This is a genomic window from Comamonas denitrificans, from assembly GCF_042654745.1.
Classification (GTDB): domain Bacteria; phylum Pseudomonadota; class Gammaproteobacteria; order Burkholderiales; family Burkholderiaceae_C; genus Comamonas; species Comamonas denitrificans.
Genome location: NZ_JBHSEY010000002.1, coordinates 1 through 24,539 on the forward strand (window position 1 = coordinate 1; position 24,539 = coordinate 24,539).

The window sequence follows — 24,539 nt, forward strand, 5'->3', positions numbered from 1 at the left end:
GGCTTCTGGCTCTAACATTTCGGTCAAGCCGACCCGCATTCTGCGGTTGGCTTACCTCGCCCGTTAGGCCCATCAATATGGGTACTCACGCTCAGCCTGGGCGCTATTCCAGTCTGCCCACCAGTCGGCTTTTGCTTTCGTATAGCTCCACGACTCTCGTCCATCCTCGGGGCCAAGCACGCCGCCCGGCGTCTCAGCATCGCCCTTGAAGTTCTTGGTTCGCAGCGCGGACAAGATGCACGCCGGGCAGTTGTTCGCCAGTTCGCACATGGCCTTAAAGCCTTCGGCGTCCAGCGTATCCAACAGTATCGGAAGCGGCGGCGCAGGCTCCGGGCCGCCTTCGCGGGCCAGCATCGAGCACATACCGCAAATGCGCTGAGGGTTCGCGGTGCAGCCGCGCTCATGTCGGCGCATGGCGCTGGGGCTGCCGTTGCCCTTGTTGCAGTGGTCGCAGTAGTAGCGCGGTCTCATTGCCGTTCTCATGGGTTTCCTCTTCGTTCAACATGGTCTAACCGCCAGTTCAACTCGGACGCCTACGGCGCCGGTTAACTTATTGGTTAGCCTGCGCAAAACCCGCTTTATTTAGCCCCATGTTTTATTCACCGGCATTTACCTTCTCAAGCGTTTATTCGTTGGGTTTTGGGTTTCTTGCCGGGCTGCGCCTTTTGGTGCTGCGCCAGTTCTCAGCTTTTTTGCCAGCAGTGCGCCGCCTCCGTGGCGCAGTGCTTTTTCCCGGTTTGCGCCCGTCGTCAATCTGGGGCTTCCCATTTTGGCTTCTGTGGCTAACCGGGCAGTCAAGCCGACCCGCCTTCGGCGGGCGGCTTACTTTCGTTCGTTAGTCTTAAGAAACCGCTTATGCCACGCCATCAATGGAATAGCCTGAATACGCAACAAATCGGCGCATACGCTGAATACTTCGTGAAGATGGAACTAACAATGCACGGGTTTCAGGTCTACTCCACAGAGGTAGATGATCGCGGCATCGACTTTGTGGCACGGCGGGAGAGTGGGCCTTTTATTGAAGTTCAAGTGAAATCACTGCGCTCCATGGGGTACGTTTTCATGCAGAAAACGAAGTTTCCCCTGAGGCCGCACACGTACTTGGCGTTGTGCCTCTTTGCCGATGGACAGGAGCCAAAACTGTTCCTTATCCCGTCTGTTGCGTGGCTTACTCCGAATGCGATCTTCGTAGATCGAAAGTACGATGCTCAAGGTCAGACCAGCAAGCCTGAGTGGGGTCTAAATGTGTCCAAGCGGAATATGGCTGCCCTGTCTCCGTATTCCTTCGAATCAACAATCAAAAATTTCGCCGTTCAAATCGACGGGTAGCTATTCCTTCATGCATACACGCCTACGGCGTGCAGCTAAAGTCGAATGTAAATTTTTCAGCAGGAAATATTAATGGTGCCAGAATACTTAGCGTTGTTCAGCAACACAGGGAACATAACAATTCAGGTCCGCTTCAAAGATTCTGACAGCTCAGTCAGCGAGCAAAAAATGGACGTCGGTGAAGTACAAAAACTGATCAGTCCTGACGGAAAATCTTTTATTTCTAAGATGCGATTTGACGATCACTTGGCAGAAATTGAAAAAATGGAATTATTTATTCCAAAAAACCGTATAGTCTTGCATGCGCGATTATGCAAATAAACTGAAGGCACATCCGTCTAACCCAAAATTGCAGCCGACCGCCTGCGGCGGCGGCTGAAATCAGGCGTTAGCCGCTTAGAAACCCGCTTTATTCAGGCCCATGTTTTATTCACCGGCATTCACCTTCTCAAGCATTTATCCGCTGGGTTTTTGCCGTGTGCCGGGCTTCGCCTTGGGGTGCTGCGCCAGTTTCAAGCGTTTTTGGCCTCTAGCCCTTGTGCAGCAAGCGCTACCAGCTATCATTTTGCAAGCATTGCGCCGCCTCCGTGGCGCCGTGCTTTTTCGCAGTTTGCGCCCGTCGTCAAGCTGGGGTTTCCCGTGCTGGCTTCTGGGTCTAACTGTGCAGTCAAGCCGACCCGCCTTCGGCGGGCGGCTTACTTTCGTTCGTTAGATATTTTTGGAGCTTGCAATGCCATTCTTGCCATCTGAAAGAAAAGCCCTTCTTGCTGTCAAAGGCGTTGGCCCTACAGTTGTGGCTCGTCTTGAACAAATGGGGTATGAATCTTTATCGCATTTGAGCAAAGCCAATGTTCTTGATATTGTTTCAAAAGCATCTTCAATTGTTGGCTCAACATGTTGGAAAAATAGTCCGCAAGCTCGCGCAGCCATTCAGTCTGCCATTGCTCTCGCACAATCCCATCAGGCGCAAATGTCTAACATTTCGTCGCAGCCGACCGCCTACGGCGGCGGCTGAACTCAGGGCGTTAGCACCACTGAAAACCAATTTATTTTGCCCATGCTTATTCAAACGGCATTCAATTTCTCAAGCGTTGTGCAGCGCTTGGTTTGTCGTTTCTCTGGGCTTCGCCTGCTGGCGTTACGCTAGTTTGTGGTCTTTTTGGCCTCTGGCCCTTGTGCAGCAAGCGCAAGCAGCTATTTTTTTCGTAGTGCTGTGCCGCCTCGGTGGCGCCGTGCTTTTTCGCGGTTCGCGCCCGTCGCCAAATCCAAGTTATCGGTTTTGGCTTCTGGCTCTAACATTTCGGTCAAGCCGACCCGCATTCTGCGGTCGGCTTACCTCGCCCGTTAGTCCCTTCATATTCCCGCTTTATGCAGGCCGCTATTTATTCCAGCGCTTCGCTCTGTTCCAAAGGCTTCCAAGCCTTTTTGGCCTCCAGCGCTTGCCAGCCAAGCGCCACCAGCTATCCTTCTTGCAGCGCTGCGCCGCTTCCGTGGCCCAGCGCTTTTTCATGGGCCGCACCCGTCTTTAAGTTTGGGCGCTCCCTTCTGGCCTTCGGGTCTAACTCTGCGCTCAAGCGGACTGGCTTTCAGCCAGCCGCTTATCTTGGCCGTTAGTCCCTTCATATTCCGCTTTATGCAGGCCAGCATTTATTCCAGCGCTTCGCCAATCTCAAAGGTTTCTCCTTTGGGGTTTTGGCGCTGCGCCTGGCTTCGCCTGTCTGCACTGCGCAAGTTTCAAGCCTTTTTGGCCTCTGGCGCCCGTTTATCCAGCGCCACCTGCTATCTTTCTTGCAGCGCTGCGCCGCTTCCGTGGCCCAGCGCTTTTGCGTGGGTTGTGCCCGTCTTCAAGTCAGGGCGCCCCTTTTTGGCCTTCGGGTCTAACTCTGCGCTCAAGCGGACTGGCTTTCAGCCAGCCGCTTACCTTGGCCGTTAGGCCCCACAAACCACTCACCGCGAACCTCATAGTGCAGCCCGACCTCATCATTCTTTCCGCTGGCGTTTTCGTAGTTGCAGTGCTCTATTCCTCTGTGGGCCACGCAGGTGCAAGCGGGTACATCGCGGTGATGTCGCTGCTATCCATGGCGCCAACTGTCATAAAACCGACCGCGCTTGCTTTGAACATCTTGGTTGCATCAATAGCTACCGTTCAGTTCGCTCGGGCCGGGCACTTCTCTTGGCGCCTGTTCTGGCCGTTTGCGATCTTGGCCGTTCCAGCGGCATTTCTCGGAGGCTACCTCACTCTCCCGACCCATATGTTCAAGGTCGTCCTCGGGGTCGTGCTCATCTATTCAGCGTTTCGCTTTCTGTGGCAGTCGTCTGCAGAGAACCCGGTCCATCCGCCCACCCTGCTGCCGGCAATGGTCGCTGGCGCCGCAATAGGATTGCTGTCGGGCCTGACTGGCACTGGTGGCGGAATCTTCTTGACACCGCTGCTTCTATTCATGGGATGGGCCGCGCCTAAACCGGCAGCAGCAGTCTCTGCGCTGTTCATTCTAGTCAATTCGATAGCCGGCTTACTTGGCAACTTCTCCAGCACTAAACTAATCCCTGAGTTCATCTGGTATCCGCTGGCTGCGGCTGGCTTAGGTGGCATTCTTGGCGCCTTCCTCGGAAGCAGCAAGGTGCCAGCAAACTTCATCAAGCGCCTACTGGCGGCAGTGCTCATAATCGCTGGCGGCAAGCTCGTCCTAGCGCCGTGAGGCCTAACTGTTTGGTCAAGCTGACGCAAAAAGGCTTCGCCTTTTTGTTCCCTACGCTTCGCTTCGGCGCAGCTTACCGCGGGCGTTAGCACCGAAGAAAACCAATTTATTTCACCCATGCTTATTCAAACGGCATTCAATTTCTCAAGCGTTGTGCAGCGCTGGGTTTGTCGTTTGTCTGGGCTTCGCCTGCTGGCATTGCGTCGTTTTCCAGCCTTTTTGGCTTACAGCCCTTGCGTAGCAAGCGCAAGCAGCTATATTTTTGCAAGCGCTGTGCTGCTTCGGTCGCGCAGCGCTTTTTCACAGTTCGCGCCCGTCGCCAAGTCATGGCTACCCGTTTTGGCTTCTGGCTCTAACATTTCGGTCAAGCCGACCCGCATTCTGCGGTCGGCTTACCTCGCCCGTTAGTCCCTTCATATTCCGCTTTATGCAGGCCAGCATTTACTCCAGCGGTTCGCCTTTCTCACAGGTTTCTCCTTTGGGGTTTCGGCGCTGCGCCGGGCTTCGCCTGCATTCGCCGCGCAAGTTTCAAGCCTTTTTGGCCTCTAGCCCTTGTTCAGCAAGCGCTGCCAGCTATCATTCTTGCAGCGTTGCGCCGCTTCCGTGGCCCAGCGGTTTTTCGTGGGCTGCGCCCGTCTTCAAGGCTGGGCGTTCCCTTTTGGCCTTCGGGTCTAACTCTGCGGTCAAGCGGACCCGCCAAAGGCGGGCCGCTTACCTTGGCCGTTAGTCCCATCACCCGCTTTATGCGCGCAGCCACCTGTTCCAGCGCTCCGCCCTGTTCCAAAGGCTTTCAAGCCTTTTGGGCCCCCAGCGCTTGTGCAGCAAGCGCCACCAGCTATCCTTCTTGCAGCGCTGCGCCGCTTCCGTGGCGCAGCGCTTTTTCATGGGCTGCGCACGTCTTCAAGGCTGGGCGCTCCCTTTTGGCCTTCGGGTCTAACTCTGCGGTCAAGCGGACGGCTTCGCCGCCGCTTACCTTGGCTGTTAGGCTTTGCATCCAACAGTACGTAATCTTCAAGGAGAGCTAAATGCGCTATCTGTATCTTGCAATCGTCATCCTCATGACACTCGTCGTCGTCACATTCATGGTCCAAAATAGCGGCAGTGCGACGGTTTCCCTCCTTTCTTTTTCAGCGACGTTGCCTTTATCGCTGTTGACCTTCGGCACCTACTTCTTAGGCATGCTGACAGGTGGCATGCTCATTGCTTTCATTCGATCATTGGTTCGCGGCGCAACCAAGCCGCAACCAAATCAGTAGATGCAGGCATAGCCTAACAATTCGTTCAAGCCGAACTTGCTTCGTTACGCCGGCAACATGGCAGATTAAGCTTGCCATGTTGCCGGCTCCACTACGCAAGTCGGCTTAACTCAGGCGTTAGTCCCGCTGAACCCCGCTTTATCCAGGCCATGCTTTATTCACCGGCATTTAGTTTCTCAAGCGGTTATCCGCTGGGTTTTTTGCCGTGTGCCGGGCTTCGCCTTTGGGTGCAGCGCCAGTTTCAAGCCTTTTTGGCCTCCAGCGCTCGTGCAGTAAGCGCTATCAGCTATCATTTTGCAAGCGTTGCGTCGCCTCCGTGGCGCAGTGCGTTTTCGCAGTTCGCGCCCGTCGTCAAGTTGGGGTTTCCCGTTTTGGCGTCTGGGTCTAACTGTTCGTCGCAGCCGACCGCCTACGGCGGCGGCTGAACTCAGGGCGTTAGAAGATTAATTGCAATTTAATTTTTGGAGCATAAATGTTTGGTTTTAGGAATCGAAAAAAGTACAACGGCAGTGTTGATGAAAAGCTAAATTCAATTTACAAAATTGCAACGAGAGACAATCCAAAGTTCCCAGGCCTTATCAAGTATCTCGGCATGATCGATGAGGCTTGGAATGCAAAATTTACAGAAGAAGAAGCTTGTATGTTCATTGCAACACTCTATTACTCTGGTCTAAAAAGAGAAGGGCATGAAGAGGATGCCAGAGCACTCGCAAAGAAAATATCTGAGATCGGGCAATCAGACTTTTCAGCCGGAAAGATAGGGATGCAAAGACTGACCGCCTTTCTTGCTCATATAGAAAAAGCAAATGCAGGTCTCTAACCCGGCGCTCAAGCCGACCCGCCTTCGGCGGTCGGCTTAGCTTATTCGTTAGAAATTTTCAACCACCATGGAGAAGCAATGAAAATTCAGAAGATATTTTTTGCACTAGTTATCGCCGGATCTCTAAGTGGTTGCGCCACTTGGTCGACGAGCAGTATTAACAACAAAGATGTGAGCGCCCAAGAAAGCAGTCAAAGTGCTATTTCCAAGAAAGCCCCTTCACAAATTTATTTAACAGATCAAGATGTAGTTGATCGTCCGTACAAATCACTTGGTGATATTACTGTCACGGTAAATAAAACTACAATTTTCCACCCAAATCCAACACGCGAAATGGTAAATGAAAAATTGCAAAAAGAAGCATCTGAATTGGGGGCTGATGCAGTAATTTTGATTCGCTACGGCGACGGCGGCATATCTCTTATGAGTTGGGGCAGCCTGGAGGGTAAGGGTCGTGCAATCAAGTACATTAAGTAATTTTTCTGCGCTATGCGTCGTTATATTTCTTGCGGGGTGTGCGACATCCGCACCAGAAATACCACGACAAACCCAACGAGTAGAAGAAGTTGGATATTTAGTTGCGCCATCAAAATCAGCGAGTGAAGCAAAAGATACAACAGTATCTCAAATAAAAAAGTCCGCATTAATTACGAAATCCATATGGGAAAAACTCAGTGAGGCAGAAAAAATTTCCATTACTACAGACTACGATATAAAGATACTATCTCCAGACTCTTTTGGGGTTATAACTGACGTCCAAGGTGCAGACCAATCAAATCCCGGCACGAACGCAGGTGCCGCTCTTGGTGGTGCAGTTGCGAGTGCAGCATATCTCGATAGAGGATTAAGGGGCAACAACTACTCGGCAGGCGGTGCTTTGGCTATTGGCCTTCTTGGTGCAGCAATTGGATCAACCATGGATTCAGGCCCGTCTTCAAAATTTCAATTTAGATACACAGTGAAACTCGGAGATGGCGAAATTCAATATTTTGATGAAATAAAATCTACAAGCTTCCGTCATTCTATCGGTGTCTGCATTTTGGTTCCATCTCTAACCTTAATTAGCCAAAAAATCTGTAACCAAACCATAGAGGGCATCAGAGAAAAGTATATATTCACACAATAAAGGTCTGATATTTCTAACTTCGTCGCAGCTGACCACCTACGGCAGCAGCAGAAATTGTTAGTTATAAAGTTAAAAAATTTTCCAAAAGGATAAACATTGTCTAGCAATAAGTTCATCGCTATAGTTTTTTCAATCCTATTTTCTTTGGGGGCAACGACTGCTACTCAGGCTCAATATGTTGGGCCATCTGCACAAAAATCATTAGAGTCTGTTTCAGAAATTCTCAAAAATCCAATCGACGACCAGCGCGTTGTTTTGCGTGGTTATTTATTAAAACAAGTAGGGGTTGAAAAGTATTTGTTTTCTGATGACACTGGCGAAATTCGTGTAGAAATTGATGCGGAAGATTTTCGTGGGTTGACTTTAGATGAGAAAACCAGAGTTGAAATCATCGGTGAAGTTGAGAAAGAATTTTTAGAATCTCCTGAAATTGATGTTAATGTCATTAGTGTATCGCCAAATTAAATAAATTCATAACAAAGCAATCAAGTGGACTGGGCTAACGCACAACCGCTTACCTTAATATTTGGTCTAATTTTTCGCCTTTTTATCATGAATAAATACATATTTATTGGATTGATATTTCTGAGTTTCTCTGTTGCATCACAATCCAACATTCTTTTGGAAGCATGCAATAAAATTGATAATCAAGACAATCGACTCGCTTGCTTTAAAGAGGCTTACCAAGCATCCGCACAAAAAACAACAGCCATTGACGGGAAGAAAATTGCAATAGATTCGATAAAAAAAGAGTTTGCTGAATTACAGCAAATTATTAAAACAGGAGTATCTTACAACGCATATTTGGAAGCAATAATAAAACCCGCAATGAAACTTGGATCGCTAAAGCTAGAAGTTAATGGTGATATGCCTTATATGATACGCTCCCTAGAAGAGGCAATAGTTGCGTATAACGATGCGGGAACAGTATGGCACGCTAGCATTCATGATTCGATAGATGGTGGAATTTTGGTGGGTAAAATATTAAACCCAGAACAATCTGGATTAATGGGGATAGTAAAAAAGTATAACCTGCGATTAGATTCGAAATTGTTAAATACTCATCTCCCGCCAAACGAGGCAATTTTAAAGATTTTTGAATACGCAGAAGGCAAAACAAGAGATGCGTTTGCAGAAATCGTACCGTCGAAAAACAATACAAAAGAAGAAAAGATTGATACAAATTCTGTTATGAAAATTAACCCAGCAAGCGAAAAATGTAAAAGTATATACAACATAGATTACGACCCTCTTGTTTGCGAAAGATAAATAACCTTTGCACTACTGCAGCACCTCGGTGATACTGCTTTTTTATGGCTTGCGCCCGTCGTCAAGCTAGGGTTGCCTATCTCGGCATTTGGGTCTGAATTTTCATCGCAGTCTACCGCATTCGACGTTAGCTGAATTCTGGGCGTTAGGTTCTTTGAGGGTTAGATGAAGAATTTTTTTAACGGACTTGTTTTTTAATCATTATTGTTCAAGTTTGCGCAAAAAAGACACCCTATGGGTATATTCCCGAACAGATGCAGGTATATTAAGATCGTTATGAACGATCTCAACGATCGTATGATTTTGTTTGCTATCAAAAATCTCTTGAAAGAGAGTTTTAAAATTTTTATTAAATCTAACTATTAATCGCTGATCTAAAATATCAATCAAGCTGATCCGCATAATGCGGGCGGGTTTCTGGTCACCACTACGGCTTTGCCTCGCATTGTTTTGGCACTACCTATTTCTCCAATAGCCTATTCGAAACGTCATGAAAGTCGATGTATCCGCAAAATTCATATCCATTCCGCGCTGTTGCGCTTGTTGCGGAGATGCTCCCTCCGTCGAACTTGCCGCCCAAGCGTCGAAGCAGCGAGGTAGTACCCAATACACAAATAGCTGGTCGTTTCCATATTGTGCTCACTGTGCGGACCATATAGCAAGCCATAATTCGACAGTCCACATTCTCGTAGTTGGCTTAATCGCGGCGTTTTTGCTCATGTTCTTTGTTGGCTGGTGGAGTCTCCTTGTAGTTGGCCTATCCATTGCTGGCTGGGTAATTCAATCCAATCAAGCAAAGTCTAGTTGTGGCCCGAACTGTGCGTCGCCCGGTGCTGCTGTAACCTATCTTGGTTGGCATGGCACTTTGCATAGCTTCTTCTTTGCCTCGCGTGATTACGCCGGAAAGTTCATGGCAGCAAACTCAGGAAAGCTTGTCAACATGACAAGTGTCCACCATGACCTGCTCAATAATTTCCGTAGGTAAGCCAGAGCGCCAAGGCCCACCCCCTCGGTCAACTGGACCGCCTACCAGCTGCGCTTGCCGGCTCCCTCCGCGCTACGGTGGCCGGTTACCTCAAACGTTAGCCATCAGGAATTCATGCCTCCATACTTTCACGTCTTCTTGTCTATCGAGTCAGCACCAGAGGATCAACGGTGTGTCTTCAGCGATTTGGATGAAGCTGGACTAAAAGCTTCTTTCATTAAACCGTTCAAAGAAGGAAATAATATTCTTTGCGCAAACGAAGTCATTCCTTTTGAAAATATCCGCAAGTTCGTCATTACTGCTACGGATGAAAGAAGTGAAGATGTGCTGAACGAGTATCGAAAAAATTCAAGAGAGACATTTGAAAAATATAACAGGCAGTCAAGAAGCGTTGTCTTCATCGGTGGTCTTGGCTTTAGCAAAGACGATCTTGCTCGAATAGGCACGGACGTAACCTCAAAATTCATCCATGAGCCTCCGCCCAGGTTTCCAAATTCCCATCTTCACATTCGATTGCTCAACAACCCGTGGGTAGTAAGTATTGCTGGGGGAGTCATCGTCGCAGGCATAGTGGCCTGGCTAAAGTGGAACTGATGGTTAAAAATTCCATCGAGATGGGCGTCGCTAAGCAATGCCCTCACATCAACCGTTATGAGCTTAATGTGAGAAATTAGCAATCATGAAATATACGATTCGCGTATGGGCGATCGGTTCTTATCCAGAGCTCATTATTGACGAAGTTAGATTCAATACTCTCAAGCAAGCTAGACTTTGTTTGTCTGCTGCTTTAGCTATTGAAGAGAAGTACGAATTGCTTATTTCCAACTATTTGGATCTAGAAAAAGAGTGCCTGAATGTTACATCAGATTCTATGGTTCGAAGATCAAAAGATTATTCCGATTTTTTTGAAATCAGGTTGGCCTTCAATAGAAGAGTAGTAAATCTTTTAACTTCTACAAAACTGTACATTGATCAAATACAGCAGCATGTAAATTCATGTTTTCCGGATCGTTCGGATATTGGAAGTAATGTGAAATCATTTTTTTCGGATGAGTACGATAAGTTTTTTGAATATCGATTTATGGAAGCGTTGAGAAACTACGTTCAACACCGAGGCTTAGCTGTCCATTCAACTTCGTTAGATAGTAAGTGGACTTCCCAGGAAGAAGATGCTGAGCTGGAATTTAAGACCCGACTATTTACCCATAAAACAGAGGTTGATGGTGACAAGGCTTTTAAGAGGGAAGTTTTAAAGGAAATGCCAGAAAAAGTCGATCTACTTTATGCCGCAAGGGTTTATGTGGGTTTAATTAGTAAAATACATTGTGAAATTAGAAATTTGGTTGCGCCGGCTTCTGAATATTCCAGGCATAAAATTTCAGAGGCTATAAATGAATATGAATCTAGCAATGGAGAAAAGCTTGTGGGTTTAAATGTTATTAGTTCAGTTCCGAAGGAGTCAGTTGATGAAACGATTGAGAAATTTCCATTATTGCTTGAATGGGATGACATCCGTTTGAGTCTTATAAAGAAGAATAGGATTTTAGCCAATCTCAGTAAATGTTATGTCAGCAATAGCGCTAATAATTTTAATTAATTTTTTAAAGGATATTATTAATGGATGTTACATCAGTCTATTCATTCTCAGAGCTAATGATTTATATAGCTATTTCTGGAATTATTTTTGGGGTTGGGTCTGCAATTTCTGCTGCAAATAAAGGTAGGAGTATCTTTTTGTGGTTTTTAATAGGATTTTTAATAGGTCCGTTTGGTTTTATATTATCTTTAGTAGTGGCAAAAAATACAAATGCAATTGAGGAGAAAGCCATTAATTCTGGAGAGATGAGGAAGTGTCCATTTTGCGCAGAGATCGTGAAATCAGAGGCGAAAATATGCAAGCACTGTAGCAAAGAGCTTCCGGAAATTTCATTCGATTTGGCTTCTCAAAAAATACAAGTGAAGTCAATTCATGATGCAGTTTACGAAGGCAATTGGTCATTGGTAAACCAGCTTTTAAAAGAAGGCGTTGATGTAAATCAGATAAACCCGGAGGGAAAAACGCCGTTGGAAATAGCTAGAGAGCGTGGTGATAATTTAATAATTAAGCTACTTATATCAAATGGTGCAAAATAGGCACTGATAATATGCCCCACTGCATCATCGAGCACTCCCCCAATATCTCTCCAGATGGCTTAATTCATGCCGTTTTTGACGGTGCGCTTCACAGCCAGTTATTCCTGCCCGATGGTGCGGATATCAAAGTCCGTGCCATTGCCTATCAAAATTTCAAACTGGGCGATGGCAAAGCATCTTTTGTGCATGTGGTCGCCAAAATTCTGGCGGGCAGAACCGAGGTGCAAAAACACAGCTTGTCGCAGGCCATCGTGCACAAGCTCTCGGGCTTGGGCCATCAAGACATTTCCATCACCGTCGAGGTGGTGGATATGGAGCGCCAGAGTTACCAAAAACATTTGGCGTAGCTGTCGCCCTGGCTGTCTGCGCTTGGGGTAAGTTCTAAAAAAAATAGCTGCTCACGCTTGCTGGATAAGCGCTGGCAGCTATTTTTTTGGTTGATTTATGGCGTTGCTGCTCAGCTGCGTACCCCGGTGTGGGCAGCGGCGGTGTGCGATTTTTTCCTGGGCTGATCGGGCCAGAGCCACAGGCCGTCGTACACATGCACGGCGGGGCCTTGCATGAAGACGGGCTGGCCTTCTCCGGCCCAGCGGATGTGCAGGCGCCCGCCGGGCAGATCGACGGTAACGTCCTGGCCCAGCCAGCCCATGCGTTGCCCGGCTACGGCGGCGGCGCAGGCGCCGGTGCCGCAGGCCAGGGTTTCGCCCGCGCCGCGTTCGTGTACGCGCAGGCGGATATGGCTGGGCGAGAGCACTTGCACAAAGCCCACGTTGACGCGCGCCGGAAAGCGTGGGTGGTGTTCGAGGATGGGGCCCAGGCGTGGCACAGGGGCGCTGTCCACGTCGTCCACGCGCAGCACGGCGTGGGGGTTGCCCATGTTGACCACGGACAGTTGCACGGTCTCGTCGCTGCCTGCTTGCACGGCGACGGTGTGGCTGAGGGCGGCTTGCTCGGCAACAAAGGGGATCTGCTCAGGCAGCAGGCGCGGCACGCCCATGTTGACTTCGACGTCGCCGCTGTCGGTGATGCGCAGCACGATGGTGCCTGCGCGCGTTTGCACGCGGATGCTGTGTTTTTCGGTCAGGCCTTGGTCGAGCACAAAGCGGGCAAAGCAGCGCGCGCCGTTGCCGCATTGCTCCACTTCGGAGCCGTCGGCGTTGAAGATGCGGCGAAAAACAGGGACAGACCACGTTTAATATCGCCTAACATGGTGCTCCAGCCGAAGCCGGTTTCGCTCTCGCTCAACCGGCTCGGCTGAGCTTGACGTTAGTCTTTAATAAAAAATGAAAATTTTTCTTGCCGCTATGGTTTTCGTCATTTCATCTAATTCGGCTTGGGCTCATGGCGGTGGATGTAGAAAGTCGTCTCCTCCCGGTAAGTGCTGTCATATGGACAGAAAAGCTGGCAGCGTGCATTGCCATTGAAGTTCTTGGCCAATTTAATAATTTTTATAGCCTGCAGATCAAACCGATCTGAATATTATGTTCGGCTTATTTTCTCGTTAGGTTTCGCAGCCAAAAAATAATATTCCCCACTGCAGCATCCAACCCCCTCCCAATATTCTCCCTGAGGGCTGGGTACTGCTGGGGATAAAAATTCCTTAATCTTTTTCCGGTTCAAATGCCGCCCGCACGGCCTGGATGATGGGCGCGTGCAGGTCAAACCATGGCCCGTCTTCTTGGAAGAGCTGGGGGTATGCCTTGCGCAGCTTGTTGCTGATGGCCCAGTTTTCTTGCTTGAGTGAGCGGATGATGCGGTCGGCATCGGCGTCGGGCATTTCTATGACGGTTTTCAAGGCTTGCAGGGCGCTGTCGTACTGGCGCAGCAGTTGCGCTTCTGCGGTCATTTCGTGCTCCACGGTGTGGCGCAGTACTGCGCTGAGGTAATGCGTTTGGCCCGTTAAGTCTGGGTAGCGCCAGGCGTGTTGGGCATCTTCGATTTGCAAGAATTGAAAATTGCTCTCCACCCCATCGGGGCAGGTGCGGCGTGGGCCAAAGCGGTAGGCATCTGCATACCGGCGCATGAAGGGACGAGAAAACAGCTCCAGTGCGCTGTCGTAGTCGGCCCGCCCTTTGGCGCTGCCGGCAATGGTGGCCGACACCGGAACCACCAAGTTGGCGGGGACGGCGCCATCGGCAGCCAGCAGGTGGTGGATGAGGAAGCGGTGTACCCGCCCATTGCCGTCGGCCAGGGGGTGCAGATAGACAAAGGCAAACGACAGCGCGGCCGCTCTGGCCAAGGGGAGGGCACCACGGGTTTTGAGCTCATACGCCTGCAGTGCCGCCAGCATGCCGGGCACCATGGCGCAATCGGGGGCGATGTAATGCGCCACCTGTGCCCGGAAGCTGTTTTCCCCCACAAACACCGGCGACTGGCGGATGCCCAGCCGCAGGGCTTTGTCGCCGAGCACGGCTTTTTGCAGTGTGAGCAGGGCCGGGGTGGCCAGAGGCTCTGGCATGCGCCCGCTGAATTGGCGGATGGCGGCTGCAAAGCGCTGCACCCGGTCGGTTTTATTGGCTTCGTGCTCAATGGCAAAGCTGGCCCGAGATTCTTTGAACGTGAGCCAGGCGGCGCTGCGCAGCAAGAGTTCTGGGCCGTAAGCCGCATCCAGCGCTTGCACACTGGCGGCGATGTCAAAGAGCCAGTCTCTTTGCGCATCTGGCCCCAGGTACACCATGGGGCAAAACGCTGGCGTGCCCGGCAAGTTGTTGTTGATGCGCCAGCGGCGCACCCGCTCGGGCTTGGGGGCGCTGAGGTAGCTGCTGCTATCAATGGCATCCACATAGGCCACGTTGGCGGCGGTGTCGGGCACCGAGAGCGTTTGGCCCGTCAGCCATTCGTACAAGAAGGCGGTGCGCCGTGCATAGCGGCCCGTGGGTTCGTGTTGCACCCACGCCGTGATTTCGGCGGGGCCCAGGTGGGCAAACAGGCGCGAGCAAAACTCCAGATTCAGCCGCTCGTACTTCAGTCCAAACTCGAAATGGCCAGCAAAGTGCTTGGGTGGCGCGTATTGGGGGGGCCAAGTGAGTGTTTCGCCTTGTGGCGTGAGAGCACGCTGGCGCACCGCGCCCAACTGGCTCAGGCTGAACAGGGGTTGCACCAGTTCAATACCGTGCTGCTGTGCCAAGTGTTGAAAGCCTAAGAGTTGGTTTGCCATAAAGATTATTTTGCTAAAAGTTCTATTATTTTGATAAAAAAACGGTGGTTTTACACCAAAACGATATAGTTTCTTGAGGTTTACTCCTATAAAAGTAGCGGCTTGCGCTTGTGTGGTAAGCCTTTTGGCCTGTTTTTATAGATAAATAATCTGCTCTCAAGCACCGCTACACTCTGGCCATGGATTGGGATCACTTACGTTTTTTTGCTGCCTTGGTGCAGGCGGGTTCTTTGGCTGGGGCGGCGCGGCTCTTGCAGGTGGAGCACACCACGGTGGCGCGGCGTTTGCGGGCTTTAGAAAAGGTCATGGGCCAGGCGCTGTTTGTGCGCCATGCCGGGGCGTTCAAGCTGACCCAGGCGGGGCAGCAGTTGCTGCCTGCGGTGCAGACCATGGAAAAAGCGGTGCGCGGGGTGGAGCAGGCGGCCTTGCCCGAGGGGGTGGATGATGACCACCCGGCCGGCTTGGTGCGCGTGGGCGCAACCGAGGGGCTGGGCACGGTGCTGCTGGCCAACCAGTTGGCGCGGCTGACGCTGCGCTATCCGCAGCTTTCGGTGGATTTGCTGGCGCTGCCGCGTTTGCTGCATTTAAGCCGGCGCGAGGCGGACATTGTGATTTCGCTGGAGCGCCCCAAGCGCGGCTCGGTCATCGTGACCAAGTTGGCCGATTACCACCTGTATTTGTATGGCGAGCGCCAGTATTTGGCCCGTTTGCCGTTGGTGCGCAGCAGCGAGGATTTGCGCCACCATGGCTTTGTGCATTACGTGGACGATTTGTTGTTCTCTAAAGAGCTGCAGTTGCTGGACCAGGTGTTCAAGCCCGAGCGCTTTGTGTTTCGCAGCACCAGCATCGTGGCGCAGTACGAGGCGGTGCGCTGTGGTGTGGGGCTGGCGGTGCTGCCCGCGTTTATGGCAGACCGCGACCCAACGCTGCAGCGCGTGTTGCCCGAGCAGGCCCGCTTTACGCGCACGTTTTGGATGAGCATGCCGCAGGAGGCCAAGGCCGTGCCGCGCATTCAGGCGGTGTGGCGGTTTTTAAAAGATGTGGTGCGCGAGCAGCAAGGGCGTTTGTTGCCGTAAGCCCTTTGCCTTTTTGCGCCTTTGCCTCTTTGCGCTTTTACGCCTTTACTTCTTTACGCCTTTACTTCTTCGCACCCACTTGGGCGTACAGCCCGGCGATCAGGTCCAGCTGTTCGTAAATGCGTTCGGATGTGGTGGCGATGTCCAGGCTTTCTTTGCTGCCGGCTTGGGCGGGTTTGTCCAGCGCTTTATCAAAAAATACCCATTGCGACTCTACCAGGCTGAGGGCGCTGCGAATGGCGTTGGTGTTGGTTGTTTCTGCGCTCAGGGCGTGGTGGGCCTGGGCAAATTCTTGCCGGGCGGCCGTGATGGCTTGGCCGGTAGCGCTGTCGGCAATGCCCCAGGCTTGGGCTTGGTAGAGCTTGGCGATGTACTGCGAGAGCATGCGCTGGCGGCCCGAGAGATTGACCAGGCGGCCTGAGGCGGTGCCCAGGTGCGCTTCAAGCTGGGTAACGCCTTGGCTGGTTAGGCGCAGCATCATTTCTGACAGGGCCAGCACTTCTTTGCCGTTTTCGGGTTTGGGGTTTTCGGTGTTGAGCGCGGTTTTGTAGGCGTTCCAGTTTTGCGCCAGCTCTTGGTAGGTGTTTTTAATGGTGGGGGTGGGGGCAAAGGCCTGCAGGGCCGTCAGCTGGCGGTCAAAGGTGCCGATGGTGGTGTTCAAAACGGTGGTTGAGCGCTGGGTATCGACCTGCATGCCGATTTGCAAAAACGCTTTGGCCATGCGCTGGGACAGGCCCCGCTCTTTGCCCGCGATGTTGATGGCCGCGTGCGCGTCGGTGATGGTGGGCGTGGTGGCGGCTGGGCTGGCCAGTGGGCTGGTCAGGCAGAGGCTGCCCAGCAGCAGGCTGGAGGCTTGGCGGCGGTTGAGGAGGGCGAGCGTGGTCATGCAGCAGGTGAAAAATCCAAAAAAGAGCGATTCTAGTGGGCTGCCCATAGCAAAAAAGGTCCCTTTTTACAAAGAGACACCTTGTTGATCTGGCGCAGAAGGGGTGGCGTTATTCCACTTTGGCTTTGGCGCGCAGTTCGTCTTGGAATTTGCCCATTTTTTGCTGTTCCAGCTCTTGCTTGATTTGGGCTTTGACTTCTTCCAGCGGGGGCAGTTGGCCGTCGCGCACGTCTTCGATGCGGATGATGTGCCAGCCAAATTGGCTTTTGACCGGGGTGTCGGTCATGGCACCTTTGGCCAGCTGGGTCATGGCCTGGGCGAACTCGGGCACGTAGCTGTCGGGGGTGGACCAGCCCAGATCGCCGCCTTGGGCTCCTGAGCCGGGGTCTTTGGAGGCTTGTTTGGCGGCATCGGCAAATTTTTTCTTGCCGGCTTTGATGTCGGCAATCAGGGCTTTGGCTTGCTCTTCGGTTTCGACCAGGATGTGGCTGGTGCGGTATTCCTTGCCGCTGTTGCTGGCGGCCACTTTGTCGTATTCGGCTTTGATTTCTGCGTCGGTGACGGGGTTGGTTTTCTCAAAATTGACAAACAGCTCGCGAATCAGCAGCGTTTGGCGGGCCATTTCCAGGTTTTGCTTGTATTCGGGGGTGCGATCCAGGCCACGGCGGGCGGCTTCTTGCATGAAGATTTCGCGGGCGATTACTTCTTCTTTGAGTTGCGCCTCCATCTCGGCGGGCAGTTCGCGGCCACTGCGCTCTTCAATTTGCTGTTTTAGGAGCTCCATGCGCTGAACTGGTACGGGTTTTCCGTTCACAACAGCAATATTCTGCGCAGATACTGCGCAAGCAGCTACACCAAAGAGAGTGGCGACGGCGATTTTGGAAAGCATGTGTTTTTGCATAAAAGCTTCAGTGGGAAAGAAAAAAGAGGTGAAAGAAGAAATGCAGGGGCAGATGATGGGGGTGGATTAAGCCTCAATCGCCAAGGCGTGCAAGCCAGAATCGAAAAATGCTTGCAAGCAGGTGTAAACCATGCGGTGGCGGGCCACTTTGTTCAGGTTGGCAAACGCCGCGCATTCAATGCGCACGCGAAAGTGGGTGCCAAAGCCGGTGCCATTGGCACCAGCGTGGCCCTCGTGCAGGTGGCTTTCATCGATCACTTCAAGCCGGCTGGGGTTGAGCTGCGCACGCAAGGCCGCTTCAATGGCCGCAGCAGTGACGGCGATGGGGTTTTGTGTGGTTGGGGTAGTTGGGGAGTTTTGGGGGGTGTTCATTGGGAATCCTGGGGTTTTTCTTGCATAAAGCGGCTCATGTACACGGCTTGGACCAAGATAAACAAGAGCATCAACCCCAGGCCGCCGAACATTTTAAAGTTCACCCAGGTGTCGGTATCAAAGTGGTAGGCAATCCACAGATTCAAGCCGCCCATGGCCGCAAAAAAGCCGCTCCAGGCCCAGTTCAAGGTGTTCCAGGCGTGGTCGGGCAGTTGCACCTGGCCTCCCATCAGGCTTTTGATAAAGTTTTTGCGCAGCACCAACTGGCCCACCAAAAGCGCTGCGCCCATCAGCCAATACAGCACCGTGGGTTTCCATTTAATAAAGTTTTCATCCTGGGCCAGCAGCGTGGCACCCCCAAACAGCACGATCACCCCCAGGCTGACCCATTGCATGGGTTCGACCTTGCCCAATTTAAAGCGCAGGTAGGCAATTTGGACGATGGTGGCGACGATGGCCACCGCTGTGGCGGGGTAGATGCCCCAGAGTTTGAATACCGCAAAAAACAGGGCAATCGGGAAAAAATCAATCAGTAACTTCATAGCGCAAGGGGCTGTGCAGGAAGGGGCCAAGCATGCCACAGATCAGCCCTAGGCTGGACAGTGCCCGCTCCCCCCAGATGCGGGGGCGCGTGGCTGCAGGTGTGGCGCAGAGGGGAAGGTGGGGGGAGGGGGTTAGGCCGAGGTGTTTGGGGAGGTGGCGCTGTCACTGGCACCGTCGCTGGCGCTGTCGGTAAATGCCAGGGCGGCAGAGTTCATGCAGTAGCGCAGGCCCGTGGGGGCTGGGCCATCGGGGAAGACGTGGCCCAGGTGTGCACCGCATTGGCTGCACAGGGTTTCCACCCGCACCATGCCGTGGCTGCGGTCGGCACGCTCGGCAATGGCTTGGGGCAGGGCCTGGGTAAAGCTGGGCCAGCCGCAACCGGCATCGAATTTTGTCTCGGAGGTGAACAAGGCCGCCCCACAGCAAATGCAGTGGTACTGGCCAGCCTGCCAGTGCTGGTTGAAGCGGCCGGTAAACGGGCGCTCGGTGGCGGCTTGGCGGGTGACGGCGTAGGCGGCCGGCTCGGCCTGCTGCGCGGCCAAGTGGGCTTGCCATTCTTCAGCGGTTTTTTGGATGGGAAATTGCATGGCAGATGTTGAGCGGTTGGACAAGAGAAAGTTCCTACGTCCACGTGGGCACGGGGGCGCGTTTTGACCTGTGGCAGTCTTGTTGCAGTCTTATAGAAGATTTTGCCCAAGTCTTCTATAAGAGTTAGGAAAAATCGCCGTTAGCGGTTAGAATTTTGTATGGTGGAAGAAGCTTGCAGTAATGTGAAATACAGCCTGGTCACAAGCTAGACGCTGTATTCAAAATGCAAGACACTGCCAAGAAGGGCAGCGGGCACGGCCTGCGCCCTGATTCCGAGCAACCTAATTCAAGCCAAAAGCACGCAATGACGACACAACAACCGACCATCATCTACACCCTGACGGATGAAGCCCCTCGCTTGGCCACGGGTGCCTTCTTGCCTGTGGTGCAAGCGTTTGCTGCCACAGCCGGTGTCAAAGTGGAAACCAGCGATATCTCTGTCGCCACCCGCATCCTGGGTGAGTTCAGCGATCGCCTGCCCGAGAGCCAGCGGGTGCCCAACACCCTGGCCGAGCTGGGGCAAAAAACCCTGGAGCCTTCGGCCAACATCATCAAGCTGCCCAACATCAGCGCCTCGGTGGGCCAGCTTATTGCGGCCATCAAAGAGCTGCAGGGCAAGGGCTACGCGATTCCTGACTACCCGGAAAACCCCACCACCGACGAAGAAAAAGACATCAAGGCCCGCTACGCCAAGTGCCTGGGCTCGGCCGTGAACCCCGTGCTGCGCGAGGGCAACTCCGACCGCCGCGCCCCGGCAGCGGTGAAGAACTACGCCAAAAAGCATCCGCACTCGATGGGTGAATGGAAGCAGTGGTCGCAAACCCACTGCTCGCACATGCACGAGGGCGACTTCTACCACGGCGAAAAATCCATGACGCTGGACAAAGCGCGTGATGTGAAGATGGTGCTGGAGACCAAATCCGGCCAGACTGTGGTGCTCAAAGAGAAAGTCAAGCTGCTCGAAGGCGAGATCATCGACTCCATGTTCATGAGCAAAAAAGCCCTGTGCGAGTTCTACGAGCGCGAGTTGGAAGACTGCAAAGAGGCAGGCATTTTGTTCTCCCTGCACGTCAAGGCGACGATGATGAAAGTCTCGCACCCCATCGTGTTTGGCCACTGCGTGAAGATTTACTACAAGGATGCGTTTGCCAAGCACGGCAAGCTGTTCGAAGAGCTGGGCATCAACGTGAACAATGGCATGGCCACGCTGTACGAAAAAATCCAGACCCTGCCCACTTCGCTGCGCGAAGAAATCATCCAAGACCTGCACGCTTGCCACGAGCACCGCCCCGAGCTGGCCATGGTCGATTCGGCCAAGGGCATTACCAACTTCCACTCGCCCAACGACATCATCGTGGATGCCTCCATGCCCGCCATGATCCGCAACGGCGGCAAGATGTGGGGCTCGGACGGCAAGCCGTACGACTGCAAGGCCGTGATGCCCGAGTCCACCTTTGCCCGCATCTACCAGGAGATGATCAACTTCTGCAAGTGGCACGGCAACTTTGACCCGCGCACCATGGGCACCGTGCCCAACGTGGGCCTGATGGCACAAAAGGCCGAGGAATACGGCAGCCACGACAAGACCTTTGAAATCCAGGAAGACGGTGTGGCCAACATCGTGGACATTGCCACCGGCGAAGTGCTGCTGACGCAAAACGTTGAGCAGGGCGACATCTGGCGCATGTGCCAGGTCAAAGATGCGCCCATTCGCGACTGGGTGAAGCTGGCCGTGACCCGTGCCCGCAACTCGGGCATGCCCGCTATCTTCTGGCTGGACCCCTACCGTCCGCACGAGAACGAGCTGATCAAGAAGGTCGAGAAGTACCTGAAGGACCACGACACTACCGGCCTGAACATCCAGATCATGAGCCAGGTGCGTGCCATGCGCTTCACGCTGGAGCGCGTGGCCCGTGGGCTGGACACCATCTCGGTGACCGGCAACATCCTGCGCGACTACCTGACCGACCTGTTCCCCATTCTGGAGCTGGGCACCAGCGCCAAGATGCTCTCCATCGTGCCCCTGATGGCCGGTGGCGGCATGTACGAAACCGGCGCGGGCGGCTCGGCCCCCAAGCACGTGCAGCAGCTGGTGGAAGAAAACTACCTGCGTTGGGATTCGTTGGGCGAATTTTTGGCCCTGGCGGTTTCGCTGGAAGACCTGGGCATCAAAAACAACAATGCCCAGGCCAAGCTGCTGGCCAAGACGCTGGACCAAGCCACGGGCAAGTTGCTTGATGAGAACAAGTCCCCCGCCCGCCGCGTCGGCCAGATCGACAACCGGGGCAGCCAGTTCTACCTGGCGATGTACTGGGCCCAGGCCTTGGCTGCGCAAACCGAAGATGCTGCCCTGGCGGCCAAGTTTGCCCCGATTGCCAAGCAGCTGACCGACAACGAAGCGGCCATCGTGGCCGAGCTGGCAGCGGTGCAGGGCAAGCCGGCCGACATCGGTGGCTACTACCAGCCCGACTTGGCCAAGCTGGATGCGGTGATGCGCCCAAGCGCTACTTTTAATGCAGCTATTGACGCTGTTGCCGCCTTGGCTTAAGCCTTTTTAGGCTCTAAAAAACGCCGCGTTCTGCGGCGTTTTTTTATGGAACGAGCGTGTTTTTCCGGTGGTAAGCTCGCGCGGTTAAAAAAACTCCCCCAAGTCATGGACCGTGCGGCCCGTGACTTTTTTTGTTGTTAATCGGTAAAAAAAATAGGTGCTATGGCGCAACTAACCCAGTGGCTCAACGCAGTCAATGCCTTGGTATGGGGCATCCCCATGGTGGTGCTGATTTTGGGCACAGGCTTGTATTTACAGCTGCGGCTGGGACTGCTGCCATTGCGCAAAATTGGCTACGGCTTTCGCATGATTTGGCAAAGCCGCCGGGTGAAGGAGGGCCAAGCGGGCGATATTTCGCCCTATGCGGCGCTGATGACGGCGCTGTCGGCCACCGTGGGCACGGGCAATATTGCCGGCGTGGCCACGGCGATTGCTGTGGGCGGCCCGGGCGCTTTGTTTTGGATGTGGATGACGGCCCTGGTGGGCATGGCCACCAAGTACGCTGAGGTGGTGCTGGCCGTGCGCTTTCGCGAGCAAAACGCCCAGGGGCGCTGGGTGGGCGGCCCGATGTATGCCATTAAAAATGGCCTGGGCCCGCATTGGCGCTGGCTGGGCACGGCGTTTGCCGTGTTTGGGGGGCTGGCCGGTTTTGGGATTGGTGCCATGGTGCAATCCAATGGCATTGCCACGGCCATGGAAGGGGCGTTTGCGCTGCCCTTGTGGGTCAGTGGGGTGGTGCTGGCGGCGCTGACGGCGGCGGTCATTCTGGGCGGCATTACCCGTATTGGCGCGGTCGCAGAAAAGCTGGTACCAGCCATGTGCGTGCTCTACATCGTGTGCGTGCTGTGGGTGCTGGGGGTGTTTTTTGACCGCATTCCGGCCGCGTTCGAGCTGATCATCACCCAAGCCTTTGCCCCCACGGCGGCGGTGGGCGGCTTTGCCGGTTCCACCATGCTGATGGCCATGCGCATGGGGGTGGCGCGGGGTATTTTCTCTAACGAGGCGGGGCTGGGCACGGCCGGCATTGCCCAGGCGGCCGGACAAAGCACCAGCCCGGTGTTTTCCGGTCTGGTGGGCATGATGGGCACCTTTATCGACACCATCATTGTCTGCACCATGACTGGGTTGGCCATTGTGGTCAGTGGGGTGTGGAACAGCGGTGCCAGCGGCGCGTTGCTCAGTACCCAGGGGTTTGAGGCCGCCATGCCCGGCGTGGGCAAGTATGTGCTGGCCCTGTCACTGGCGGTGTTTGCCTTTACCACCATTTTGGGCTGGGCCTATTACGGCGAAAAATGCTGGGATTACTTGGTGGGCACCAGGGCAGAAAAACCGTTTCGCCTGGCGTGGGTGCTGGCGGTGTTTTGTGGTGCGGTGGTCACGCTGGATTTTGCCTGGTTGGTGGCCGATACTCTGAACGCCTTGATGGCCATCCCCAACTTGCTCTCGTTGCTGCTGCTCTCGCCGGTGATCGTGCAGCTGACGCGAGAGTATTTCTCTGACCAACAAACCAACAATTAAGGAGCTGTTTGCGCTGATATATCTTTACTTTTAAAGATATTTTTTATAAAAACATTGATATCAAAGCGCAAAGTGCTATTGTTTTATGACTAATCCGCATTTAAGCACCCACCTTATCCACCATCCCTATGCCGCGCCGACCGAGTTTTCTGCACCGCAGCAGCCGGTGCACAAGGCTTCGACCGTGTTCTTTCCGGATGTGGCCACCATGCGCAGCCGCCGCTGGCTGGACAAAAGTGGCTACACCTATGGCCTGCACGGCACGCCCACGTCCTTCACCTTGGAAGAGCGTTTATGCGCGCTCGAAGGCGGGCAGCAATGCTTGCTGGTGCCCAGCGGTTTGGCGGCCATCAGCACCGTTTCGCTGGCGCTGCTCAGCCAGGGCGATGAGGTGTTGATTCCTGACAACGCTTACGGCCCGAACAAGGATTTTGCCCAGCATGAGTTGGCCCGTTATGGCATTCGCTATGCCTTCTTCAATCCCATGGATGTAGAGGATTTGCGCAGCAAACTGAGCCCCGCCACCAAGCTGGTGTGGCTGGAAGCGCCCGGTTCGGTCACCATGGAATTTCCGGATTTGCTCGCCCAGGTGCAGCTGGTGCGCCAGCACGGGGCCCTGTCAGCGCTGGACAACACCTGGGGCGCTGGTTTGGCATTTTTGCCCTTTGATTTGCTGCGCGACGGCGGCAGTGTGCAGGTCGATATTTCGGCCCATGCCCTGACCAAATACCCCAGTGGCGGGGGCGATGTGCTCATGGGCAGCATCATCACCCGCGATAACGCTTTGCACATGCGCTTAAAGCTGGCGCATATGCGCCTGGGGCTGGGCGTGGGCATGAACGATGTGGAGCTGGTGCTGCGCTCCTTGCCCAGCACCGCTTTGCGCTACCACGCGCAAGACAAAACAGCCCGCCAATTGGCTGCGGCCCTGCAGCGCCAAAATGCGGTCAAGCAGCTGCTGCACCCAGCGTTTGCCAGCAGCCCTGGCCATGCCCATTGGCAGCAGCTGTGTGCCACGCCAGAAAATCCTGCAGGCGCGGCGGCCGGTATTTTTAGTGTGGTGTTCGATGCGCCGCAAAGCCAGGTGGATGATTTTTGCAATCGCCTGCAGCTGTTCAAACTGGGCTACAGCTGGGGCGGCCATATCAGTTTGGTGATGCCGTATGCCCTGGATGAAATGCGCGATTTAGGCCGGGGGGCCGTGCTGCCTGGCTGCCTGGTCCGGCTGTGCATTGGCCTTGAAGAGGCTGCAGACTTAGAGCGGGATGTGGCCCAAGCCTACGGCCAGGCCTTTGGGCACGCGTGGCGCGGGCAAGGCGTGCACTGATTCGTT

37 protein-coding genes are annotated in these 24,539 nt (G+C 53.6%); 29 read left to right on the plus strand and 8 right to left on the minus strand.

Annotated features, from left to right (window positions below; translation table 11 throughout):
- A partial coding sequence (locus tag ACFO24_RS00855; RefSeq protein WP_377736406.1) for a DUF1010 domain-containing protein occupies nt 1–67 on the plus strand: 67 nt, incomplete at its 5' end.
- Between the two features lie 5 nt (nt 68–72).
- Here ACFO24_RS00855 and ACFO24_RS00860 read toward each other — a convergent pair.
- Nucleotides 73–471, minus strand: coding sequence for a C2H2-type zinc finger protein (locus tag ACFO24_RS00860; RefSeq protein ID WP_377736252.1), 399 nt, complete (start codon nt 469–471; stop codon nt 73–75).
- Nucleotides 472–607: 136 nt separating this feature from the next.
- On the opposite strand from ACFO24_RS00860, the gene ACFO24_RS00865 reads away from it, so the two are divergent.
- The 24 genes from ACFO24_RS00865 to ACFO24_RS00980 all read left to right on the plus strand — a co-directional run bounded on the left by ACFO24_RS00865 (nt 608) and on the right by ACFO24_RS00980 (nt 11,964).
- The gene (locus ACFO24_RS00865; protein ID WP_377736410.1) at nt 608–883 is read left to right on the plus strand and encodes a DUF1010 domain-containing protein; all 276 of its coding nucleotides are present in this window, start codon (nt 608–610) and stop codon (nt 881–883) included.
- Nucleotides 856–1,329 carry a PDDEXK family nuclease gene (locus tag ACFO24_RS00870; RefSeq protein ID WP_377736254.1) on the plus strand — a complete coding sequence of 158 codons (474 nt, stop codon included), beginning with the start codon at nt 856–858 and terminating at the stop codon, nt 1,327–1,329. Before ACFO24_RS00865 ends, ACFO24_RS00870 begins: the two co-directional genes overlap by 28 nt.
- Nucleotides 1,330–1,401: 72 nt before the next feature.
- A complete protein-coding gene (locus ACFO24_RS00875; RefSeq protein ID WP_377736256.1) occupies nt 1,402–1,650 on the plus strand; it encodes a hypothetical protein in 249 nt (82 codons plus the stop codon).
- A gap of 177 nt (nt 1,651–1,827) precedes the next feature.
- Nucleotides 1,828–2,079 (plus strand): DUF1010 domain-containing protein, encoded by a 252-nt coding sequence (locus tag ACFO24_RS00880; protein ID WP_377736258.1) that lies wholly within the window; start codon nt 1,828–1,830, stop codon nt 2,077–2,079.
- A complete protein-coding gene (locus ACFO24_RS00885; protein WP_377736261.1) occupies nt 2,048–2,344 on the plus strand; it encodes a helix-hairpin-helix domain-containing protein in 297 nt (98 codons plus the stop codon). The genes ACFO24_RS00880 and ACFO24_RS00885 overlap by 32 nt, the downstream gene beginning before the upstream one ends.
- A 135-nt stretch (nt 2,345–2,479) precedes the next feature.
- Entirely contained in the window at nt 2,480–2,677 is a 198-nt protein-coding gene (locus ACFO24_RS00890) for a DUF1010 domain-containing protein (protein ID WP_377736263.1), read from the plus strand.
- A 20-nt stretch (nt 2,678–2,697) separates the two neighbouring features.
- A complete protein-coding gene (locus ACFO24_RS00895) occupies nt 2,698–2,943 on the plus strand; it encodes a DUF1010 domain-containing protein (protein ID WP_377736266.1) in 246 nt (81 codons plus the stop codon).
- 19 nt (nt 2,944–2,962) lie between these two features.
- Nucleotides 2,963–3,262, plus strand: coding sequence for a DUF1010 domain-containing protein (locus tag ACFO24_RS00900; RefSeq protein ID WP_377736268.1), 300 nt, complete (start codon nt 2,963–2,965; stop codon nt 3,260–3,262).
- Nucleotides 3,263–3,293: 31 nt separating this feature from the next.
- On the plus strand, nt 3,294–4,028 hold the full coding sequence (locus ACFO24_RS00905) for a sulfite exporter TauE/SafE family protein (protein WP_377736271.1): 735 nt from the start codon (nt 3,294–3,296) through the stop codon (nt 4,026–4,028).
- A 117-nt stretch (nt 4,029–4,145) separates the two neighbouring features.
- A complete protein-coding gene (locus ACFO24_RS00910; RefSeq protein ID WP_377736274.1) occupies nt 4,146–4,436 on the plus strand; it encodes a DUF1010 domain-containing protein in 291 nt (96 codons plus the stop codon).
- Nucleotides 4,437–4,455: 19 nt separating this feature from the next.
- Nucleotides 4,456–4,755, plus strand: a complete 300-nt coding sequence (locus tag ACFO24_RS00915; protein ID WP_377736276.1) for a DUF1010 domain-containing protein — start codon at nt 4,456–4,458, stop codon at nt 4,753–4,755.
- Nucleotides 4,756–4,771: 16 nt separating this feature from the next.
- Nucleotides 4,772–5,053, plus strand: a complete 282-nt coding sequence (locus ACFO24_RS00920; protein WP_377736279.1) for a DUF1010 domain-containing protein — start codon at nt 4,772–4,774, stop codon at nt 5,051–5,053.
- The gene (locus ACFO24_RS00925) at nt 5,054–5,284 is read left to right on the plus strand and encodes a LapA family protein (protein WP_377736282.1); all 231 of its coding nucleotides are present in this window, start codon (nt 5,054–5,056) and stop codon (nt 5,282–5,284) included. It abuts the gene before it with no gap.
- 149 nt (nt 5,285–5,433) lie between these two features.
- Nucleotides 5,434–5,709 (plus strand): DUF1010 domain-containing protein, encoded by a 276-nt coding sequence (locus ACFO24_RS00930; protein ID WP_377736284.1) that lies wholly within the window; start codon nt 5,434–5,436, stop codon nt 5,707–5,709.
- A gap of 47 nt (nt 5,710–5,756) precedes the next feature.
- Nucleotides 5,757–6,104 (plus strand): hypothetical protein, encoded by a 348-nt coding sequence (locus ACFO24_RS00935; RefSeq protein ID WP_377736286.1) that lies wholly within the window; start codon nt 5,757–5,759, stop codon nt 6,102–6,104.
- Nucleotides 6,105–6,182: 78 nt separating this feature from the next.
- Nucleotides 6,183–6,581 carry a hypothetical protein gene (locus ACFO24_RS00940; RefSeq protein ID WP_377736288.1) on the plus strand — a complete coding sequence of 133 codons (399 nt, stop codon included), beginning with the start codon at nt 6,183–6,185 and terminating at the stop codon, nt 6,579–6,581.
- Nucleotides 6,559–7,230 carry a hypothetical protein gene (locus ACFO24_RS00945; RefSeq protein ID WP_377736291.1) on the plus strand — a complete coding sequence of 224 codons (672 nt, stop codon included), beginning with the start codon at nt 6,559–6,561 and terminating at the stop codon, nt 7,228–7,230. The genes ACFO24_RS00940 and ACFO24_RS00945 overlap by 23 nt, the downstream gene beginning before the upstream one ends.
- Nucleotides 7,231–7,326: 96 nt before the next feature.
- Nucleotides 7,327–7,695 (plus strand): NirD/YgiW/YdeI family stress tolerance protein, encoded by a 369-nt coding sequence (locus ACFO24_RS00950; protein WP_377736293.1) that lies wholly within the window; start codon nt 7,327–7,329, stop codon nt 7,693–7,695.
- Between the two features lie 87 nt (nt 7,696–7,782).
- The gene (locus tag ACFO24_RS00955; protein ID WP_377736296.1) at nt 7,783–8,499 is read left to right on the plus strand and encodes a hypothetical protein; all 717 of its coding nucleotides are present in this window, start codon (nt 7,783–7,785) and stop codon (nt 8,497–8,499) included.
- 15 nt (nt 8,500–8,514) lie between these two features.
- Nucleotides 8,515–8,634, plus strand: a complete 120-nt coding sequence (locus tag ACFO24_RS00960) for a DUF1010 domain-containing protein (RefSeq protein WP_377736411.1) — start codon at nt 8,515–8,517, stop codon at nt 8,632–8,634.
- A 964-nt stretch (nt 8,635–9,598) separates the two neighbouring features.
- Nucleotides 9,599–10,078: a hypothetical protein gene (locus tag ACFO24_RS00965; RefSeq protein ID WP_377736299.1), complete on the plus strand. Its 480-nt coding sequence runs from the start codon at nt 9,599–9,601 to the stop codon at nt 10,076–10,078.
- A gap of 85 nt (nt 10,079–10,163) precedes the next feature.
- Nucleotides 10,164–11,081 (plus strand): hypothetical protein, encoded by a 918-nt coding sequence (locus ACFO24_RS00970; RefSeq protein ID WP_377736301.1) that lies wholly within the window; start codon nt 10,164–10,166, stop codon nt 11,079–11,081.
- A 20-nt stretch (nt 11,082–11,101) separates the two neighbouring features.
- Entirely contained in the window at nt 11,102–11,617 is a 516-nt protein-coding gene (locus ACFO24_RS00975) for an ankyrin repeat domain-containing protein (protein WP_377736303.1), read from the plus strand.
- 11 nt (nt 11,618–11,628) lie between these two features.
- On the plus strand, nt 11,629–11,964 hold the full coding sequence (locus tag ACFO24_RS00980) for a 5-carboxymethyl-2-hydroxymuconate Delta-isomerase (protein WP_377736306.1): 336 nt from the start codon (nt 11,629–11,631) through the stop codon (nt 11,962–11,964).
- A gap of 110 nt (nt 11,965–12,074) precedes the next feature.
- On the opposite strand, the gene dapF is transcribed toward ACFO24_RS00980, so the two are convergent.
- The gene (gene dapF, locus ACFO24_RS00985; RefSeq protein ID WP_377736412.1) at nt 12,075–12,782 is read right to left on the minus strand and encodes a diaminopimelate epimerase; all 708 of its coding nucleotides are present in this window, start codon (nt 12,780–12,782) and stop codon (nt 12,075–12,077) included.
- Nucleotides 12,783–13,217: 435 nt separating this feature from the next.
- A complete protein-coding gene (locus tag ACFO24_RS00990; RefSeq protein ID WP_377736308.1) occupies nt 13,218–14,774 on the minus strand; it encodes a Fic family protein in 1,557 nt (518 codons plus the stop codon).
- 179 nt (nt 14,775–14,953) lie between these two features.
- Here ACFO24_RS00990 and ACFO24_RS00995 point away from each other — a divergent pair, with 179 nt between their 5' ends.
- On the plus strand, nt 14,954–15,850 hold the full coding sequence (locus ACFO24_RS00995) for a LysR family transcriptional regulator (protein WP_207575045.1): 897 nt from the start codon (nt 14,954–14,956) through the stop codon (nt 15,848–15,850).
- A gap of 61 nt (nt 15,851–15,911) precedes the next feature.
- Here the strand turns inward: ACFO24_RS00995 and ACFO24_RS01000 are convergent, their stop codons facing one another.
- The 5 genes from ACFO24_RS01000 to msrB all read right to left on the minus strand — a co-directional run bounded on the left by ACFO24_RS01000 (nt 15,912) and on the right by msrB (nt 19,139).
- Complete coding sequence (locus ACFO24_RS01000; protein WP_377736311.1) at nt 15,912–16,736, minus strand: type IV pili methyl-accepting chemotaxis transducer N-terminal domain-containing protein; 825 nt, start codon at nt 16,734–16,736, stop codon at nt 15,912–15,914.
- A 109-nt stretch (nt 16,737–16,845) separates the two neighbouring features.
- Nucleotides 16,846–17,637 carry a peptidylprolyl isomerase gene (locus ACFO24_RS01005; RefSeq protein ID WP_377736313.1) on the minus strand — a complete coding sequence of 264 codons (792 nt, stop codon included), beginning with the start codon at nt 17,635–17,637 and terminating at the stop codon, nt 16,846–16,848.
- Nucleotides 17,638–17,703: 66 nt separating this feature from the next.
- Nucleotides 17,704–18,009 (minus strand): BolA family protein, encoded by a 306-nt coding sequence (locus ACFO24_RS01010; protein WP_377736315.1) that lies wholly within the window; start codon nt 18,007–18,009, stop codon nt 17,704–17,706.
- Nucleotides 18,006–18,551, minus strand: coding sequence for a septation protein A (locus tag ACFO24_RS01015; RefSeq protein ID WP_377736317.1), 546 nt, complete (start codon nt 18,549–18,551; stop codon nt 18,006–18,008). The genes ACFO24_RS01010 and ACFO24_RS01015 overlap by 4 nt, the downstream gene beginning before the upstream one ends.
- Nucleotides 18,552–18,683: 132 nt before the next feature.
- Entirely contained in the window at nt 18,684–19,139 is a 456-nt protein-coding gene (msrB, locus tag ACFO24_RS01020) for a peptide-methionine (R)-S-oxide reductase MsrB (protein ID WP_207575040.1), read from the minus strand.
- A gap of 305 nt (nt 19,140–19,444) precedes the next feature.
- Between msrB and ACFO24_RS01025 the strand changes: the two genes are divergently transcribed.
- The 3 genes from ACFO24_RS01025 to ACFO24_RS01035 all read left to right on the plus strand — a co-directional run bounded on the left by ACFO24_RS01025 (nt 19,445) and on the right by ACFO24_RS01035 (nt 24,533).
- Complete coding sequence (locus tag ACFO24_RS01025; RefSeq protein ID WP_377736323.1) at nt 19,445–21,688, plus strand: NADP-dependent isocitrate dehydrogenase; 2,244 nt, start codon at nt 19,445–19,447, stop codon at nt 21,686–21,688.
- 162 nt (nt 21,689–21,850) lie between these two features.
- Nucleotides 21,851–23,206 (plus strand): alanine/glycine:cation symporter family protein, encoded by a 1,356-nt coding sequence (locus ACFO24_RS01030; protein ID WP_207575038.1) that lies wholly within the window; start codon nt 21,851–21,853, stop codon nt 23,204–23,206.
- Between the two features lie 85 nt (nt 23,207–23,291).
- Complete coding sequence (locus ACFO24_RS01035) at nt 23,292–24,533, plus strand: PLP-dependent transferase (RefSeq protein WP_377736326.1); 1,242 nt, start codon at nt 23,292–23,294, stop codon at nt 24,531–24,533.
- Nucleotides 24,534–24,539 lie beyond the last annotated feature (6 nt).

Excerpts from the sequence above, each read along its gene's own strand:
- ACFO24_RS00860 (WP_377736252.1), bottom strand. The coding sequence starts at position 471 with ATGAGACCGCGCTACTACTGCGACCACTGCAACAAGGGCAACGGCAGC.
- ACFO24_RS00870 (WP_377736254.1), top strand. The coding sequence starts at position 856 with ATGCCACGCCATCAATGGAATAGCCTGAATACGCAACAAATCGGCGCA.
- ACFO24_RS00875 (WP_377736256.1), top strand. The coding sequence starts at position 1,402 with ATGGTGCCAGAATACTTAGCGTTGTTCAGCAACACAGGGAACATAACA.
- ACFO24_RS00895 (WP_377736266.1), top strand. The coding sequence starts at position 2,698 with ATGCAGGCCGCTATTTATTCCAGCGCTTCGCTCTGTTCCAAAGGCTTC.
- ACFO24_RS00900 (WP_377736268.1), top strand. The coding sequence starts at position 2,963 with ATGCAGGCCAGCATTTATTCCAGCGCTTCGCCAATCTCAAAGGTTTCT.
- ACFO24_RS00910 (WP_377736274.1), top strand. The coding sequence starts at position 4,146 with ATGCTTATTCAAACGGCATTCAATTTCTCAAGCGTTGTGCAGCGCTGG.
- ACFO24_RS00915 (WP_377736276.1), top strand. The coding sequence starts at position 4,456 with ATGCAGGCCAGCATTTACTCCAGCGGTTCGCCTTTCTCACAGGTTTCT.
- ACFO24_RS00920 (WP_377736279.1), top strand. The coding sequence starts at position 4,772 with ATGCGCGCAGCCACCTGTTCCAGCGCTCCGCCCTGTTCCAAAGGCTTT.
- ACFO24_RS00925 (WP_377736282.1), top strand. The coding sequence starts at position 5,054 with ATGCGCTATCTGTATCTTGCAATCGTCATCCTCATGACACTCGTCGTC.
- ACFO24_RS00930 (WP_377736284.1), top strand. The coding sequence starts at position 5,434 with ATGCTTTATTCACCGGCATTTAGTTTCTCAAGCGGTTATCCGCTGGGT.
- ACFO24_RS00935 (WP_377736286.1), top strand. The coding sequence starts at position 5,757 with ATGTTTGGTTTTAGGAATCGAAAAAAGTACAACGGCAGTGTTGATGAA.
- ACFO24_RS00940 (WP_377736288.1), top strand. The coding sequence starts at position 6,183 with ATGAAAATTCAGAAGATATTTTTTGCACTAGTTATCGCCGGATCTCTA.
- ACFO24_RS00955 (WP_377736296.1), top strand. The coding sequence starts at position 7,783 with ATGAATAAATACATATTTATTGGATTGATATTTCTGAGTTTCTCTGTT.
- ACFO24_RS00965 (WP_377736299.1), top strand. The coding sequence starts at position 9,599 with ATGCCTCCATACTTTCACGTCTTCTTGTCTATCGAGTCAGCACCAGAG.
- ACFO24_RS00970 (WP_377736301.1), top strand. The coding sequence starts at position 10,164 with ATGAAATATACGATTCGCGTATGGGCGATCGGTTCTTATCCAGAGCTC.
- ACFO24_RS00975 (WP_377736303.1), top strand. The coding sequence starts at position 11,102 with ATGGATGTTACATCAGTCTATTCATTCTCAGAGCTAATGATTTATATA.
- ACFO24_RS00980 (WP_377736306.1), top strand. The coding sequence starts at position 11,629 with ATGCCCCACTGCATCATCGAGCACTCCCCCAATATCTCTCCAGATGGC.
- ACFO24_RS00990 (WP_377736308.1), bottom strand. The coding sequence starts at position 14,774 with ATGGCAAACCAACTCTTAGGCTTTCAACACTTGGCACAGCAGCACGGT.
- ACFO24_RS00995 (WP_207575045.1), top strand. The coding sequence starts at position 14,954 with ATGGATTGGGATCACTTACGTTTTTTTGCTGCCTTGGTGCAGGCGGGT.
- ACFO24_RS01000 (WP_377736311.1), bottom strand. The coding sequence starts at position 16,736 with ATGACCACGCTCGCCCTCCTCAACCGCCGCCAAGCCTCCAGCCTGCTG.
- ACFO24_RS01005 (WP_377736313.1), bottom strand. The coding sequence starts at position 17,637 with ATGCAAAAACACATGCTTTCCAAAATCGCCGTCGCCACTCTCTTTGGT.
- ACFO24_RS01010 (WP_377736315.1), bottom strand. The coding sequence starts at position 18,009 with ATGAACACCCCCCAAAACTCCCCAACTACCCCAACCACACAAAACCCC.
- ACFO24_RS01015 (WP_377736317.1), bottom strand. The coding sequence starts at position 18,551 with ATGAAGTTACTGATTGATTTTTTCCCGATTGCCCTGTTTTTTGCGGTA.
- msrB (WP_207575040.1), bottom strand. The coding sequence starts at position 19,139 with ATGCAATTTCCCATCCAAAAAACCGCTGAAGAATGGCAAGCCCACTTG.
- ACFO24_RS01025 (WP_377736323.1), top strand. The coding sequence starts at position 19,445 with ATGACGACACAACAACCGACCATCATCTACACCCTGACGGATGAAGCC.
- ACFO24_RS01030 (WP_207575038.1), top strand. The coding sequence starts at position 21,851 with ATGGCGCAACTAACCCAGTGGCTCAACGCAGTCAATGCCTTGGTATGG.
- ACFO24_RS01035 (WP_377736326.1), top strand. The coding sequence starts at position 23,292 with ATGACTAATCCGCATTTAAGCACCCACCTTATCCACCATCCCTATGCC.